18 protein-coding genes are annotated in these 15,010 nt (G+C 69.5%); 12 read left to right on the plus strand and 6 right to left on the minus strand.

Translation table 11 applies throughout. The features are described 5' to 3' along the window. Positions 1-70 precede the first annotated feature (70 nt). The 6 genes from BSZ36_RS09135 to BSZ36_RS09160 are packed head-to-tail and all read right to left on the minus strand — an operon-like array spanning position 71 to position 4,393. Positions 71-1,042, minus strand: a complete 972-nt coding sequence (locus BSZ36_RS09135; protein WP_094548162.1) for a TPM domain-containing protein — start codon at positions 1,040-1,042, stop codon at positions 71-73. After that, positions 1,039-1,698, minus strand: a complete 660-nt coding sequence (locus BSZ36_RS09140) for a TPM domain-containing protein (protein ID WP_094548164.1) — start codon at positions 1,696-1,698, stop codon at positions 1,039-1,041. The genes BSZ36_RS09135 and BSZ36_RS09140 overlap by 4 nt, the downstream gene beginning before the upstream one ends. A 45-nt stretch (positions 1,699-1,743) precedes the next feature. Beyond that, positions 1,744-2,376 carry a molybdate ABC transporter permease subunit gene (locus BSZ36_RS09145; RefSeq protein WP_094548166.1) on the minus strand — a complete coding sequence of 211 codons (633 nt, stop codon included), beginning with the start codon at positions 2,374-2,376 and terminating at the stop codon, positions 1,744-1,746. Further along, entirely contained in the window at positions 2,373-3,134 is a 762-nt protein-coding gene (gene modA / locus BSZ36_RS09150) for a molybdate ABC transporter substrate-binding protein (protein ID WP_179271108.1), read from the minus strand. The genes BSZ36_RS09145 and modA overlap by 4 nt, the downstream gene beginning before the upstream one ends. Beyond that, a complete protein-coding gene (locus tag BSZ36_RS09155) occupies positions 3,112-4,104 on the minus strand; it encodes a zinc ribbon domain-containing protein (protein WP_143536827.1) in 993 nt (330 codons plus the stop codon). Before BSZ36_RS09155 ends, modA begins: the two co-directional genes overlap by 23 nt. 4 nt (positions 4,105-4,108) lie before the next feature. Then, positions 4,109-4,393 (minus strand): HU family DNA-binding protein, encoded by a 285-nt coding sequence (locus tag BSZ36_RS09160; protein WP_094548171.1) that lies wholly within the window; start codon positions 4,391-4,393, stop codon positions 4,109-4,111. A gap of 127 nt (positions 4,394-4,520) precedes the next feature. Between BSZ36_RS09160 and BSZ36_RS09165 the strand changes: the two genes are divergently transcribed. The 12 genes from BSZ36_RS09165 (at position 4,521) to purN (ending at position 14,959) form a co-directional block, all read left to right on the plus strand. Continuing rightward, positions 4,521-5,291: a glycogen/starch synthase gene (locus BSZ36_RS09165; RefSeq protein WP_179271109.1), complete on the plus strand. Its 771-nt coding sequence runs from the start codon at positions 4,521-4,523 to the stop codon at positions 5,289-5,291. Positions 5,292-5,297: 6 nt separating this feature from the next. After that, positions 5,298-5,993 carry a tRNA (adenosine(37)-N6)-threonylcarbamoyltransferase complex dimerization subunit type 1 TsaB gene (gene tsaB, locus BSZ36_RS09170; protein WP_094548175.1) on the plus strand — a complete coding sequence of 232 codons (696 nt, stop codon included), beginning with the start codon at positions 5,298-5,300 and terminating at the stop codon, positions 5,991-5,993. 51 nt (positions 5,994-6,044) lie between these two features. Next, positions 6,045-6,950, plus strand: a complete 906-nt coding sequence (gene accD, locus BSZ36_RS09175) for an acetyl-CoA carboxylase, carboxyltransferase subunit beta (RefSeq protein WP_094548177.1) — start codon at positions 6,045-6,047, stop codon at positions 6,948-6,950. A 226-nt stretch (positions 6,951-7,176) separates the two neighbouring features. After that, positions 7,177-7,491 (plus strand): 50S ribosomal protein L21, encoded by a 315-nt coding sequence (gene rplU / locus BSZ36_RS09180; protein ID WP_094548179.1) that lies wholly within the window; start codon positions 7,177-7,179, stop codon positions 7,489-7,491. A gap of 73 nt (positions 7,492-7,564) precedes the next feature. Next, entirely contained in the window at positions 7,565-7,843 is a 279-nt protein-coding gene (gene rpmA / locus BSZ36_RS09185) for a 50S ribosomal protein L27 (RefSeq protein ID WP_094548181.1), read from the plus strand. Positions 7,844-7,993: 150 nt separating this feature from the next. After that, positions 7,994-9,349 carry an aminotransferase class V-fold PLP-dependent enzyme gene (locus BSZ36_RS09190; protein ID WP_094548183.1) on the plus strand — a complete coding sequence of 452 codons (1,356 nt, stop codon included), beginning with the start codon at positions 7,994-7,996 and terminating at the stop codon, positions 9,347-9,349. Between the two features lie 366 nt (positions 9,350-9,715). After that, positions 9,716-9,901, plus strand: a complete 186-nt coding sequence (locus BSZ36_RS09195; RefSeq protein WP_094548185.1) for a hypothetical protein — start codon at positions 9,716-9,718, stop codon at positions 9,899-9,901. 9 nt (positions 9,902-9,910) lie between these two features. Further along, positions 9,911-10,663 carry a sigma-70 family RNA polymerase sigma factor gene (locus BSZ36_RS09200; RefSeq protein WP_094548187.1) on the plus strand — a complete coding sequence of 251 codons (753 nt, stop codon included), beginning with the start codon at positions 9,911-9,913 and terminating at the stop codon, positions 10,661-10,663. A 313-nt stretch (positions 10,664-10,976) separates the two neighbouring features. Next, entirely contained in the window at positions 10,977-12,467 is a 1,491-nt protein-coding gene (locus BSZ36_RS09205) for an alpha/beta hydrolase (protein WP_094548189.1), read from the plus strand. Between the two features lies 1 nt (position 12,468). Continuing rightward, a complete protein-coding gene (locus tag BSZ36_RS09210) occupies positions 12,469-13,155 on the plus strand; it encodes a 1-acyl-sn-glycerol-3-phosphate acyltransferase (protein WP_094548191.1) in 687 nt (228 codons plus the stop codon). 188 nt (positions 13,156-13,343) lie between these two features. Further along, the gene (locus tag BSZ36_RS09215) at positions 13,344-14,282 is read left to right on the plus strand and encodes a S66 peptidase family protein (RefSeq protein WP_094548193.1); all 939 of its coding nucleotides are present in this window, start codon (positions 13,344-13,346) and stop codon (positions 14,280-14,282) included. Next, a complete protein-coding gene (gene purN / locus BSZ36_RS09220) occupies positions 14,279-14,959 on the plus strand; it encodes a phosphoribosylglycinamide formyltransferase (protein ID WP_218827622.1) in 681 nt (226 codons plus the stop codon). The genes BSZ36_RS09215 and purN overlap by 4 nt, the downstream gene beginning before the upstream one ends. The last annotated feature ends 51 nt before the right edge of the window (positions 14,960-15,010 follow it).

Raw genomic sequence — 15,010 nt, forward strand, 5'->3', positions numbered from 1 at the left:
GCACAGTACTGAGGCCTCGCGTTCCGACGCAATAGTCCTTCGGCTTCTGGCGCGCCGCGAGGTGACCGTGTCACCACCCGCCAGAGGCGCCGCCGCCGCCAGAGGACCCACCGCCGCCGCTAAAACCGCCGCCACTAGAGGACGAACTGCTAACCGTCGGGACGGAGTAGCTCCGCCCGTCTACCACGACGCTCGTCTGTCCCCTTTTCCGGGCCGTCCGGAACGCCGCGATCTTTTTTGCGCGATGGGCGCGCTTTTCCTGCCACGCCGGGGAGCCCGAGAGTGCTCGGTCCAGGCCCAGGTACACCGCGAGAAAGCCGAGAGCGCTCAGCGCACCGGCACTCCAAGAGTTTGCGCCTAGGATCCCCTCACCGATGGATCCGCCGAATACGGCGAGGTAGATCGCCGTCATGACGCCCGTTGCGTACCGGGTGGGCGGGGGATCCAACAGCTTCCGGAACGAGAGGAGCACCGGCGCGGCCAACATGCATAGCACTAGGACGGCCCACACCACGATCGGCGTCTGCCCGCTGGATCCGCCAGAGGCCTCTGGCGGCACATAAGTCCCATCAAGCGAGCCGATGATGGCTTCGACGGCGCCGAGCGTGCCCCCATCGAAGTCGCCGGCGCGGAAGCGAGGCGTCATCTCGTCGCGGATGATCTGTCCCGCGCGGGCGTCGGTCAGGAGCGCTTCGAGCCCGTAGCCGACCTCGATCCGGATTTTGCGGTCGTCTCGCGCAATGAGAAGAAGTACGCCGTTGTCTTGATCGGCCTGGCCCAGACCCCAGGTGCGGAAGACCTCCGTCGCCCACTGTTCCAGGTTCTCACCGTTGAGAGACGGCACGGTCAAGACGGCGACCTGCTCCGTCGTGGAGTCCTCCAGCGCGCGGAGACGCGCGTCGAGCGCCTGCTCCGTCGCCGGCGAGAGCACTTCGCCGAGGTCCACCACCCGACCGGTCAGCGGCGGAACGCCGGGCTGGCTGTGCGCGCCAGAGGCCAGCAGGCCGCTGGCGAGAACGAGGACGAGCGCGAGAGTCCTCATTCCTCGCGCACGCGGACGCCATCGTGCAGCTCGTCGGTGTCGTCCTCGCGGATCTCGACGCCGCGGCGGTGGAGTAGTTCGCCGCACTTGCCGATGCCTCTGACCATCCCGCCCGCGAGATCCCCGCTCCGGATGCCGTCGCGCATCAACGCCACGACCTCGACCCAGTCCTCGGGCTCCACCTTGGCGTTGATGCCGGTATCGCCCAGCACTTCGATGCGGTGCTCCATGAGCGAGACGAACAGCAGGATGCCGGTCCGGTCTCGGGTGTCGAACACTTCCTCGTCTAGAAACGCCATCGAGGCGCGGCGATGCACCTGCTGCGCCATCCGGTCAGACCCAGCGAGCCAGCGGCGGACCGGTTCGATCAGCGCCAGCAGCGCGCCGAGCGTGCCGCCGAGCGTCATCACGAGCACCATCGCCCATCCCGTGTACAGCCAGCCCAGGCCCCACCCGTCGTAGAAATACGCGAACGCGAGCGCGAACAGGGCGGCGAGCAGCGCCCCGCCAGAGGCCGCCTTCCACGTTGCCACGTCGTACTGGCCGGAGCGCGCGACGACGTACGGCACGATCTCGCCCGCGGTTTGACGCTCGGCCTCCGCGACCGCGTCGGCGATGCGCTGGTGTTCGTCGGCGGTGAAAAGGGAGTCGGCCATGGGTGCGGTGGGTGGATCGCCCAAGCTACACGAGCCGTCCCGCCCTTACGTACGCCGAAGCCGCCGAACGAGGACCATGTACGCGCCCAGGCACGCGGCCGACAGAACCAGCGACACGCCCGCAAGCATAAGAGCCGGCCTCTCGCCACCGACGCTGTTGAGCCGCGCGAACAGCGCCAGCGGCAGCGTCTGCGTCTGCATCGGGATGTTGCCCGCCACGACGACCGTCGCGCCGAACTCCCCCAGCGCCCGCGCGAAGTGCAGCGCCGCGCCTGCCGCCACCCCCGGCAGCGCCAGAGGCAACGTGACGCGTCCGAACACCTGCGAGCCTCTGGCGCCATCGGCGCGGGCGGCGTCCTCGAGTTCCGGGTTGATGCCCTCGAACGCGACGCGCGCTGTTTGGACAAGAAGCGGGAAGCCCACGATGGCGGAGGCGAGCACCCCCGCCCCCCACGTGAACGCGACGCTGCGCGGGAGCACGAGAAGCAACGCGTAGCCCGTCACCACCGGGGGCAACACGAGCGGCAGCATCGCGGCATACTCCCACAGCCACGCCGCGCGGAGCCTCTGGCGCGCGAGCGCCCACCCCAGCGCGACGCCGGGAATCAGCGCGAGCGCCGTAGCGGCCACGGCGACGCGTAGCGAGAGCGCGACCGCGGCCCAGTCGGCGGCGCTCACAGGTCTGCCGGAGTCTTCTGGACTGCGCGAAACCCGCGGCGGCGCCACGTCTCGCCAGAGGCCCGAGCGTGGGCGCAGAAGGCCTCGCCCTCTGCTTCGCGCCCCGAGCCCGCAACGACGGCGCACCGGTAGACGATGGGTGCGACGAGCGAATCTGGAAACAGCGCCGCTGTCCGCACACGGTTTGACAGACGGGCGTCGGTCTGGTAGACCACCGCCGCGTCGGCCCGGCCGCTGGCGACGGCGCCGAGCGCCGCGCGCACGTCGGCAAAGGGGATCACGCGCGAGGACACGCCGCGCCAGAGGCCGGCGCGCTCCAGAGCCGCCTGGGCGAAGCGTCCCGCTGGAACGTGCGCGGGGTCGGCCAGGGCGAGGCGCTCAACCCGCGCCAGAGGCCGCAGGCTCGCCCAAGCGGAATCCCGCGCCGGGACAACGACGGCGAGGGCGCCTCGCGAGACCTCGATGGGCTCTCCACTCAGCCTCTGACGCGAACCCAGCCAGTCCACCCACTCGTCACCGACGAGCAGCGCCACCGAGGCAGGTGCCCCGGCGTCGATCTGGCGCGCGAGCGCGGAGGTGGCACCAGGGCTTATCCGCGTTTTACCCTCGAACGCCTCCGCGAGGTCCTGCGCCGCGTCCGCCGCCGACGCCGACGCGAAAACCGTCAGCGCGTCCTCTCGCGCGCACCCCACCCACAAGCCGAATGCGAGTGACGCCAGCGCCAGAGGCCGCACGCTACTGAACGCCCGGAATGGCACCGCCCTCGATGAGTTCAAGCGCGGACTCGGCGCTTACGCGCGCGTCTTCCCCCGGCTGCGTGTTCGCGATCACGGTCTCGAACGCCTCTCGCGCCTGATCCGTCCGGCCAATCATCAGCCGCCGTTGACCGATAAAGAGGTTAGCGCCGGGATGCCCGGCGTTTGTAGCGAGGACCGCCTGCGCTTCTTGGATGGGCCGCATCGGGTTGACGCCCTCGAACACGAGCGCTTCCGCGAGCGCCACGCGCACGTTGGGGTTGTCCTCAGCCTCCAGGCTCTGCTCCAGCAACGCCACCGCGCGGCTGGCCCAGAGGCGGCTGGAGTCCGGCGCCTCTTGCTGGGACTGGAACGCGGCCGTGAGGTAGTAACGCGCCGCCTCGTAGTAGCCCGACGCGGTGCCCTGCGCCTCCAGCGCGGCGGCCTGCTGCTGCATCGTCGCGCCGGGAAGCGGCGGGACCGGGCCCTCAGGCAGCGGGTTCATCGTCGCCTCAGCCGCGCCGGCAACGCCAGCGGGGACCGCCTCCGTATTGGGCTCGGGTTCCAGCGTAGCCCCTCGGTCTCCGAAAAACGCCGTCAGCGCGTACAACCCGATAACGGCAGCGATCGCGGCGCCGACAAAGGTCACCGCCCGCTTACCAACGTCTGACGGCGGGCGCTCGCCAGAGGCGGCCTCTTGCGACGCCGGGGGCGGACTGGGCACCTGGGCAGGCACGGCCTCCGCGAGAGGCGTCGCGCACTGGTTGCAGAACAAGGCCTCGGGCGAGTTGGCGTGGCCGCACGTCGGGCACACGAGGCGCGAGGCGTCGGCCGCAGGGACGCCAGAGGCATGCACGTCGGCGGTTGCCTCTGATACGATGGCCTCTGGCGCGAGCGGGTCGGTCGCACCGGCGGGGGTGCCGCAGAGCGCGCAGCGATCGGCGCCTGGGGCGAGGGCGGCACCGCAAGAACGGCAGGAAGTCGGGGAGGGCATTCGTCTACGCGTTGGCCTCTTCGACGAGGCGTTTGAACTCGGCGGCGGGCTTGAAAACCGGGAGCGATCGAGCGGCCACAGGCACCGGCTCGTTGGTGCGTGGGTTGCGTGCGGTCCGCGCCGCGCGGTGCTGCGATTTGAACGATCCAAACCCCCGGAGCTCAACGCCTTCGCCGTCCACGACCGCTTGGATCACGGTGTGCATGAAGCCGTCGACGACCGCCTCGGTTTCGAGCTTGGTCAACCCGGTCGCCTCGGCGATCCGGTCCACAATCTGGGCCTTGGTCATGGTGCGCGGTGGCGGTGAGGGGCTGCCCAGAATACGCCGGCGTGGCATCGGCTTCTGGCAGACAGGAGGGATTCGGCGTATCTTTGGCCGAGGATTTTCTTTCAGGTTCCCGCCCGCAGCGGACTCTATGCGCGTCTTATATGTCGCGGGCGAAGTCGCCCCGTTCTCCGAGACCACCGAAACCGCTGGTCTCCTTCGTGTTCTCCCCGACACGCTCCAGGAAGAGAAAGGCATCGAGCCTCGGATCATGATGCCCCGCTACGGGGTCGTCTCCGAGCGCCGGAACCGTCTCCACGAGGTGATCCGCCTGTCCGGCACCAAGGTCCCCGTTGGAGACGACACCGACACCCTCCAGGTCAAGGTCGCGTCCATCCCGGGCATCCGGCTCCAGGTCTACTTCATGGACTCCGTCGCGTACTACAAGCGCAAAGGGCTCTACAAGGACCGGCGCACCGAGGAGATCTTCGAGGACAACCCCGGGCGCGCGCTCTACTTCGCGCGGGCAGCACTCCTGACCGCTCAGAAGCTCGGCTGGGGCCCGGACGTGGTCCACGCCAGCGGCTGGATCGCGGCGTTTACGCCCCACGTCCTCAAAACGGAGTTCGGCGACGACCCGCTCTTCGCCAACACCGGCTCGGTCTACACCCCCGACGTGGTCGAAGGCTTCGAGGCGTCGCTCTCTGCAGAGGAGGCCAGCTCGCTCGGCCTTCCGGACGAGTGGGGCGGCAAGAGCCTCCGCGAGATCGGCCTGAGCACCGCTGACCGCGTGGCCTACGCCTCTGGCGACGCGCCCGGCGACGGCCCGGCCGGACCCGTTCTGGACGGCGAGCCCAGCGACGTCGCCATGGCGACCTACGCGCTGTACTTGGAAGTCGCACCCGAGCCCGAGGAGGCGTAAGCGCCCGTGCTCGTCCTCGGTATTGAGACCGCGACCGACGTGTGCTCGGTCGGACTTGTCGACGGCGAGCGCGACCTCGCCTCGTTCTCGCTGTTGCGCCCGCGCCAGCACGGCACGCGCCTCGCGGGCCTGATCCAATCGGCCCTCGCAACCTCTGCCGTCGCGCCAGAGGCGCTAGACGGCATCTCGGTCTCCGCAGGGCCCGGCTCCTACACCGGGCTGCGGATCGGCCTGAGCATCGCCAAAGGGTTGTGCCTCGCCAGCGGCGCAGACCTTCTCGCGGTCTCGACGCTCGAAGCGCTGGTGCACGCCTCTGGCGGAGCTGCCACCTCCGGCGACACACGGGTCGCGGTCCTTCCCTCCAGGCGTGGCGAGGTGTACGCTGGTGCCTACAGCTGGGGCGAGGACGGCTGGCGCGCGGTCCTGGCGCCAGAGGCCATCACGCTCTCGGACGTCGCGGCGTGGGCCGAGCCGCTGGCCTCCCCGACGCTCGTCGGCGGAGCGTCGGACGCCGCCTCTGGCGCGCTACGCGAGGAGGGGATCGAGCACCGTACGCTGGACGCGACGCCGTCGGGCCTTGTCGTCGCGCGCTTGGGGCATCAGAAGCTCCAAGCCGGCGAGACGGAGGACGTGGCGGCCTACGAGCCCGCCTACCTCAAGCCGTTCGTCTCTGGCGATCCCGCCGCTCGCGCCAGAGGCTGACGGGCGCCGCTGGCGTTTCCTACCTTCCCCTCTCTCCTCCCGACCCTGAGCATGGCCTGGTTCAAGCGACAGTCCGCCGGCATCAAGACCGAAGCGCGTGAGCGCAACGAAGCCCCCGAAGGCTACTGGCAGAAGTGCCCCGAGTGTGGCACCATCACGAGCCAGCGCGATCTGGAGCAGAACGCCCGCGTGTGCCCCTCGTGCCAGCATCACTACACGATGCCGGGCTTGGAATACCTCCGCCTCCTCTTTGACGACGGGCAGTTCACGCGGCACGACGCCAACCTCCACTCGGGCGACCCGCTGAGCTTCGAAGACCGGAAGCCGTACCCGCAGCGCACCATCGCGGCCGAGCGCAAAACCGGCTTGAATGACGCCGCCGTATCGGGCACGGGCCTTGTTGGCGGTCACCCGGCATCCATCGCGGCGATGGACTTCAGCTTTATTGGCGGCTCGATGGGCTCGGTCGTGGGCGAGATCCTGACGCGCGCCATCCGCCGCGCCACCGAGGAGCAGCGGGCGTGCGTCATCATCAGCCAGTCCGGGGGTGCGCGCATGATGGAGGGCGCGCTTTCGCTGATGCAGATGGCGAAGACCAGCGCCAACCTCGCCGTCTTGGGCGAGCACGGCTTGCCGTACATCTCCATCCTCACCAACCCGACGACCGGCGGCGTCACGGCTTCGTTCGCGATGCTGGGCGACGTGCAGATCGCCGAGCCCGGCGCCTTGATCGGTTTTGCTGGACCACGCGTGATCCGCGAGACCATCGGGCGGGACCTCCCGCGCGGTTTCCAGCGCGCCGAATTCCTCCTCGACAAGGGCTTCGTCGACCTCATACGCCCCCGCGGCGAGATGCGCGCCACGCTCGTCAACCTGTTCGGCCTCCTCATGGAAGGCGACGCGCCGCGCGAGGGCGAGCCTCTGGCGGACACCGCGCTCGCGAACGGGCAGGCGTAAAGCGAACGGTCAGCCTCTGGCGCCAGAGGCCACCGCGTACGTCCGTCTCTACACGGACCGGAGCAAAGCGCCAGATCTCGCCGGGCTGAGCCTCCTTCCTTTTTGAAGCCCCCGCGATGGCGGGCCTCTGGCGGCGGGCTGTAGTTTCCGAGTCTATTCCGCGCCCCTCGGAGGGCCCCGGCACGAGGCCGGGCGCTGTCGCCGAGGGTCCCAAGCCCGCACCCGTATGTACGCGATCGTTGAAATCGCCGGCAAGCAGTTCCGCGTCGAAGAGGACGCCAAGCTCTACGTTCCTCGCCTCAAGGGCGACGTAGACAGCGAGGTCACCTTCGACCGCGTTCTCCTCACCTCTGGCGACGCTGGTGTTACCGTAGGCGCCCCCACCGTGGATGGCGCGTCGGTGACCGCGAAGATCCTGGCCCACGTCAAGGGCGACAAGATCATCGTCTTCAAGAAGAAGCGCCGCAAGGGCTACAAGGTCAAGAACGGCCACCGTCAGCCTTACACGCAGATCCAGATCGGCTCCCTCTCCACCAACTAGACCGACGCGCTAGCCGCGGCCCTGCCAGGCATCGCCTGGCGCCAGAGGCCTCCGGCGTGCGCCCCCAAGAGATATGGCTCACAAGAAAGGCGTCGGCTCGTCGAAGAACGGCCGCGACTCCAACCCGAAAATGCTGGGCGTGAAGTCCGCAGGCGGCTCCGTCGTCCACGCCGGCTCCATCCTCGTCCGCCAGCGCGGCACCAAGTTCCACCCCGGCGTCAACGTCGGCCGTGGCAACGATGACACGCTGTTCGCGAAGTCCACCGGACGCGTCCGCTTCCAGACCGGACGCGGTGGCCGCAAGACGGTGCACATCGACGCCGTCGAGACGAACCTGGCTGAGATGGCCTAGCGCCATCCGAAGCTCTGCTTCCTCCGCCCCCGCTGGTCATTCCAGCGGGGGCGGTTTGCGTTTGGGGACTGCTGGGGACTGGGAGCGAACAGCGCCTCTGGCGCCAGAGGCGGAGTCGGCGTTCCCTCCTGCGACTGCCGCACTGCGTTCATGCGTAGAGAGGCAAACGCGCCAGAGGCCTCTGGCGGAACAAAGCGCTGGCCGTGCGACCTTACCCGGTACACACCGCCGCTTTCTCCTGTGCTCGACCTTTCCGACGCCTTCGTCCTTCCCACCGGCCCAGATGGCGGCCGCGTGGCCGAACTCCGCGCGTTCACGCACGGCTTGATGCCTCAGACCACGCCCGCCATCATGCAGGCGTTCTGCGAGGACTGGGCCGAGCGCGGCGTCGACGCTTGGAACGGCGTCCCGGACCGCTGGGACATCGGGCACCAAACGAGTTGGTGGACCCTACCGGAAGACCTCGGCGACCGGTGGATCTCGCCCCTCCTCAGCGCCGCTCCGGGCACGTGCGTTTTGCAACCCAACGTGCACTGGACTGTTGCCGCCCTGCTCTCGTGCGACGAGCCGTTCGACGGGCGCACGGGGGTCGTGCTGAGCGAGGCCGAGTTCCCCAGCGTGCGCCACAACGTTCGCCAGTGGGCGGGACTGCGCGAGATCAACATGCACGAGGTGGCGGCCTCTGGCGCAGACGTGGACGTGGAGGCCATGCTGGATGCAATAACGGATGACACCGCGTGGGTCTTCGTCTCCCACGTCGGCTTCGCCTCTGGCGCCAAGCTCCCCGACGCGGCCATCCGCGCGCTCGCCGACCGCGCCCACGCCAGAGGCGCGCTTCTCTGCGTCGACGGCTACCACGCAACGGGCTCGGTGGACGTGGACGTGAATGCGCTCGGCGCCGACGTGTACGTGGGCGGGCTCCTCAAGGAAGCGAGCGGCTCCTCGGGCAACTCCTATCTCTACGTGCGCCCTGGCCTGGACCTCCGCCCCCGTCTCTCTGGCTGGTTTGCAGACGCCGACCCGTTCGGCTTCAACGCCGCGCCCGAGCCGCACCCCCGCGTGCGCCGCCGCTTTCTCGCAGGGACAACAGCTGTCGCGTCCATGTACCACGCCGTCGAAGGCCTCCGCGTGCTCCTCGGTCCCGGCCTAGACGCCGTCCGGCAGGACTCCCTCGACAAAACCGGCTACGCCATCGAGCGGATCGATGCGCTTCTCGCGCCAGAGGCTGCCGGGGCCTCTGGCGTTCACCTCCGGTCCCCGCGAGAGGCCGAGCGGCGGGGCGCCATGATCGTTCTCGCGATGCCGGACGCGGATAAGATGTGCGCGTGGTTGAAGACACGCGGCGTGTACACCGACAGCCGCCGCGGGGAAGTCCTGCGCTTCGCGCCGTTCGTCTGGAACACGCAGGAGGACATCGACCGCTGCGTCGACGCCATCGCTGAGGCGTTGGAGACGGGCGCCCACCTCCGCTACGAGGCGCCGACCGAGGCCGGCCCCGTAACCTGAACACCGAGCGCTTTTCCGACGGACCTTTTCCGCCAGAGGCCTTAGCCTCGCCGGCCTCTTGCGCCGGCAGACGAAAGGGGGATCGTTCAACATCGGCGGCCGGGCGAAGACCTTAAACGGTGAGCCGATGTGGTACCGAACGCACCCTTCTACCCCGGAGCGTTACGGTTCTGTACCGCTCCGGGGGGGATGATTAAGGCGGGGCGCACCGCCCCTGATGAGGCCCCTGAAGCATTAATCGGGGCATACGGCACGCAGAGGCTCCGAGATGGGGGCATTGTTGAAGAGACGGGGGGACGCCGCGGGAGGCCGGGCGGCTGTGGGCATGGGCCTTGCAGAAGAGCCCGACAACCTTCCCTCGTGCTCATGCCTTTCTGGACTCTCCGACTCGTCGCTAGCGCTGGTGTCATCGCCCTCTTGGGGCGGTTGCCCGAGACGCCCAGCGAAGCGTTCGTCTTGAGTCTGGGCGTGTGCCTGCTCGCGTTCGGTGGCCTGCTCATCGCCGACACGCTGCCCCGGTTGCGACGCACACGTCGCGCCCACCACGCCTAGACGCCTCCTATGAAGACGCCCCTACAAGCCGCCGCCGTCCGCTTCTCGCACGACCCCTCGGAGTTGAACGGCCGAGACGTTGCCGTCGCCGCGCTCCCGCTGGTCCGCTCCATGGTTCGCCGCGTAACCCTCCCCGACCATCCTCTGGCGACCTACGCCGACCTAGAGAACGCCGGAATGTTGGGCATGGTGCAGGCGCTGCACTCTTACGACCCCGAGCGCGGGACCAGCTTCGCGAGCTTCGCCTACGGCCGCATCCGTGGTGCCCTGATCGACTTCCTGCGCACCATCGACACGCTGAGCCGGGACCGCCGCCGCCGTGTGGCTGAGGCTTCGCGCTGCGCCGAGGAGCTTCAGCAGGAGCTCGGCGCCGAGCCCCGCGCCGCCCAGGTCGCCACCCGCCTTGGCGTGAGCGTCAAGGACTACGACCGCCTCCGCACGGATGCCCAGCAGCGGTTCATGCTCTCCCTCTACGCCGAGAGCGAGTCCCGCCCCGTGCCGATCGACACGCTCCCTTCCCCCATCGAGGATTGCAAGAACGAGGCGGTCGAGCGCCGCTCGCTCTACGACTACGTGGACACGCTTGTGGACTGCCTCCCGGAGCGCGAGCAGAAGATCGTCAACCTGTACTTCCACGAGGGCTGGACGCTGCGCGAGATCGCGGGCGACCTCCAGCTCACCGAGGCCCGGATCTCGCAGATCCTGTCCAAGACGCTCGGCACCCTGCGCACGCACATGCAGCGTAACAGCGTCGCCGCCTAAAGAAAACGGCTACAACGCTTTAGGCCTCTGGCGAGAGGCCGATACTGAGCAACGAGTCTCCTGAGGGAGAGAGGGAGACGGCCGGGGCCGGAGCGGGTACGCTCGGTCTCGGCCGCTTTTTTTGCCCCCGGCGCCAGAGGCCGCCTGTGGGGGAATGCGACGGGTGAGGCAACCGGTCCTCGGCTGGAGTCCATCGCGCAGAATGGAGAGGACACCGCGCAAGAGGCCTGAGCCCTAGCGGCGTTCTGGGCGCGCCTTCGCGGATCGGCGGTTGCGTTCGCGCTAGGTTACGCACGCACCCTCCCGCTCTCGCATGCTCTGGCGCTCCGTCTTTTTCGCCCTCGTCCTCGCCTCTGGCGTGAGCGCCCAACCGCAGACCGTCGGCGAGACGCTGCAGCAGATCGAGACCGCCTCGGCGATTGAGGATGACGCCGAGCGTCGCGTCGCGCTCGACGCGATCTGGAGCGGTCTCCGGACGGCGGGCCAGATTCCGGCAGCTTCCGGTGATTCCGCCCTCTTCCTCTGGCGCGGGAACGCCTCGGGCGTGAGCGTGGCCGGAGACCACACAGGCTGGAACGCGACGGCGGCGCCTCTGGCGCGGATCGGACGCGGCGACGTGTGGGCGCGCCTGGAGCGCTTCCCCGCGAACGCGCGGCTGGACTACAAGCTCGTCGTGGGGAGCAACTGGATCCTGGACCCCAACAACCCGAACCAACAATGGAGCGGGTTTGGCCCTAACTCCGAGCTCCGAATGCCCGCTTGGGAGTTCCCGCAGGAAACCGTGCCCGAGCCGGGCGTCGCCAGAGGCTCGCTTTCCACGGCAGTCACGATGCAGAGCGTGGCGTACGGCGCGCCCGTCGTGTACCGCGTGTACACGCCCGCCAACGTGGACGTGCTCTCCGACTTGCCCGTGATCTACGTCACCGATGGCCACGAGTACGCCGACGACCGCCTGGGCGCGCTCCGCATCGTGCTCGACAACCTCGTCGCCAGAGGCGACGTGGAGCCGGCGATCGTCGTGTTTATCGACCCGCGGCTGAACGGACAGAACCGTCGGCAGGACCAGTACGTGCAGAATGCGGGCTTCGCGGACTTCGTGGCGACCGAGCTGGTGCCGGCCGTCGACGCCGCGTACCCGACGCGGACCGACCGCGAGAGCCGCGTGATCCTCGGAACGTCTCTCGGCGGCGTCTTCTCCACCTATCTCGGCCTCCAGTACCCCGGCGTGTTCGGCAAGCTCGCGATCCAGTCGCCCGCGTTCTGGGTCAGCGAAAGCGCGCAGTGGTGGACCGGCCCGAGCCTCTACAGCCTCATGGCCGCCTCTGGCGAGACTTGGGACGTGCACATGACCACCGGCACGATCAACGACACCGAGAGCGGCGCGCGCCGGATGCGGAGCGCGATGGAGGCTCGCGGCGTACCGCTCACCTACCGCGAGGTCCCCGAAGGCCACTCGTGGGGCAACTGGCGTGCGCTCCTAGACGACATGCTGCGCGCGCTCCTGCCCGCGAGCGGCTCCACCTCGGGCGAGGCAACTCCCGAATCCGCGCCAGCGGCCGCGTTGCCGTTCCGAGCGTTCCCCAACCCGGCACAGGCATTCGTGACGTTCGAGGTGCCCGGCGCCACGGCGCCCGTACGCATCGCGTGCGCGGATTCGCTCGGCCGCGAGGTGCTCGCCGTCTGGACCGCCGCCAGAGGCCACGCCGTCCGCGTGCCGACCCGCGCGCTGGCCTCTGGCGTGTACGCCTGCACGGCGACATCTGGCGAGGTCCGGGCCGCTCGCATGCTCACCATCGCGCGCTAGGATGGACGCCTCGCCTACTCTACTGCCGACCGACGCGCGCCTGCCCGCTCTCCCGCCGGCGGTGCCGAGGCGGCGCTATCCCATCGCGAAGGTCCTGGGCTGGTTGCTCCTCAAGGCGCTCGGATGGCGGTACGTGGGAGGGTTCACAAACGCCCCGCGGCAGGTGCTGATCGGGTGGCCGCACACCTCCAATTGGGACGGCATCATCGGCCTCGGCGCCGCGGCGCTGTGCGGCATCGACGTCAACGTTCTCGCAAAGCGCGCGCTGTTCCGCCCACCGGTGGGCTGGATCCTGCGCTCGTTCGGTGGGATCCCCGTGGAGCGTACGCGGCCCGGCGGACTCGTGGAAGAGGCCATCGAGCGGTTTGAAGCCGCCGAAGCCTCTGGCGGGACGCTCGTGCTCGCGATGGCGCCCGAGGGCACGCGCGGACGCGGCGAGGGCTGGAAAACCGGCTTCCACCGGATCGCCGTCCGCGCCGGGGTGCCCATCGCCGTGCTGTGCTTCGACTACCGCCGCAAAGAGATCGGCGTGGTGGGCACCGTGGTCCCCTCTGGCGATCTCGACCAAGACCTCGCGGCCATTTCGGCCCTGCTGGTAGACGTGCGCGGGCGCCACCCCGAAAAAGCGACGCCTGCGGCCTCTGGCGTGGCGCTCCCTCCCACCGAAACGCGTGCCCCGCGCCTCTAGCCCGGCGCGCAGAACGCCAGAGGCCAGGACCGCGTTTGCGCCGTTCAACCGTGCTGGAGGCGTGCCGCCGCGAGTAGCAGTACACGCCTCTGACACTCGGGCGCGAGGCGCGAGGCAGCGGGACAAAACCCGCTGGTAGAGGGGTGGAATCCACAGCGCGAGAGGCCGCGGCTCCGGTACCTTCGGGCGTGCCTCTGCCGCCCCCTTTTACGCCGCTCTCGCGGGTCGCCGTTGCGGCCCCGTCCTCGGCTGCGCTCCACCGGAAGGACGCCGAGGCGGGCCTGGACGCTCTCCGCGCCAGAGGCCTGACCGTGGAATCCGGCCGGGCACTGGCGCCGCGCCTGGGCTACCTCGCCGGAACCGACGACGACCGCACGGCCGAGCTCAACGCGCTGTTCCGCCGCGACGACCTGGACGCGATTGTGTGCCTCCGTGGCGGCTACGGCGCGCTCCGCATCCTGGACCGCCTGGATTGGGACGCGTTGGCGGCCCACCCCAAGCTGATCGTCGGCTACTCCGACATCACCGCGCTCCACTTCGCCGCCTGGGCACTGGCCGGCGTCCCCGGACTGTCCGCCGCGATGGCGGCACCGGACTGGCCAGACCTGGACCCCGCCAGCGAGCAGCAGCTGTGGGACGTGGCCTCTGGCGCGCACCCGTGGGAAGTCGTCGGCCCCGGCGGCGAGCCTCTGGCGCCGATGAGCCCTGGCGAGTCGGAGGGGACGCTGATCGGCGGCAACCTCTCACTTATCGCAGCGCTACTCGGCACGCCGTACTTGCCCGACCTCACCGGCGCGATCCTGTTTATCGAGGACGTTGGCGAGTCGCCGTACCGGATCGACGGACTCCTGGCGCGGCTGCACCTCGCGGGCGTGCTCAAGCGGCTCGGTGGGCTCGTCTTTGGCGCCTTCACAGGCGCCGAGCCGCCCAAGAACCGCCCCAGCCTTGAACTCGACGAGGTCCTCGCGCATTACGCCGCGTTCGTACCCGGCCCCGTCGCCAGAGGCCTGGTCTACGGCCACTTCTCGCGCAAGACGCCCATGCCGGTCGGCGTCCACGCGCGCCTGACGGTCGGCGCCGACGCGGTGCTGACCACGCTTTCCCCCCTCACCGCGCCGCCGCAGTGACGCCACCCCTCGGGACGCCCATTTCTGTACCGCGCCCGATGCGGCTCTCGGTCTTCGCCTCTGGCGGCGGCTCGAACCTCGGCGCGATCCTGGACGCCATCGACGCCGGAACGCTCGCGGCTTCGGTCGCCGTGGTGGTCACCGACCGCGAGGGCATCGGCGCACTGGAGCGGGCCGCCGCGCGCGGCATCCCGCGCGAGGTCGTAACGCCAGAGGCCCAGGACTACGCCTCTGGCGCTCGCTTCGCGGATGCGCTGCTGGACGTGCTCGCGCGGTACGACACGCACGCCATCGCGCTCGCGGGGTATCTGAAGCGAATTCCGCCCGAGGTGGTCGCGGCGTTCCGGCACCGGATCCTGAACGTGCACCCCAGCCTCCTTCCGGCCTTTGGCGGAGCGGGGATGTACGGCAAGCACGTGCACCGCGCCGTCCTGGACTACGGCGCCCGGTTCTCCGGCGCGACGGTCCACTTCGTCGACACCGAATTCGACACCGGCCCGGTGGTGCTCCAGGACACCGTCCCGGTCCACGCCGACGACACGCCAGAGGCCCTCGCTGCGCGCGTGCTGGCCGTGGAGCACCAGGTCTTCCCCCGCGCCCTCGCCCTTCTCGCCGACGGGCGTCTGAGCCTGGACGGCCGCCTCGTTCGCATCCTGCCAGTAGCCAGTAGCCAGTAGCCAGTAGCCAGTAGCCAGTAGCCAGTAGCCAAATCAGCGCAGCCTCTGGCG

The organism is Rubricoccus marinus, assembly GCF_002257665.1.
GTDB lineage: Bacteria > Bacteroidota > Rhodothermia > Rhodothermales > Rubricoccaceae > Rubricoccus > Rubricoccus marinus.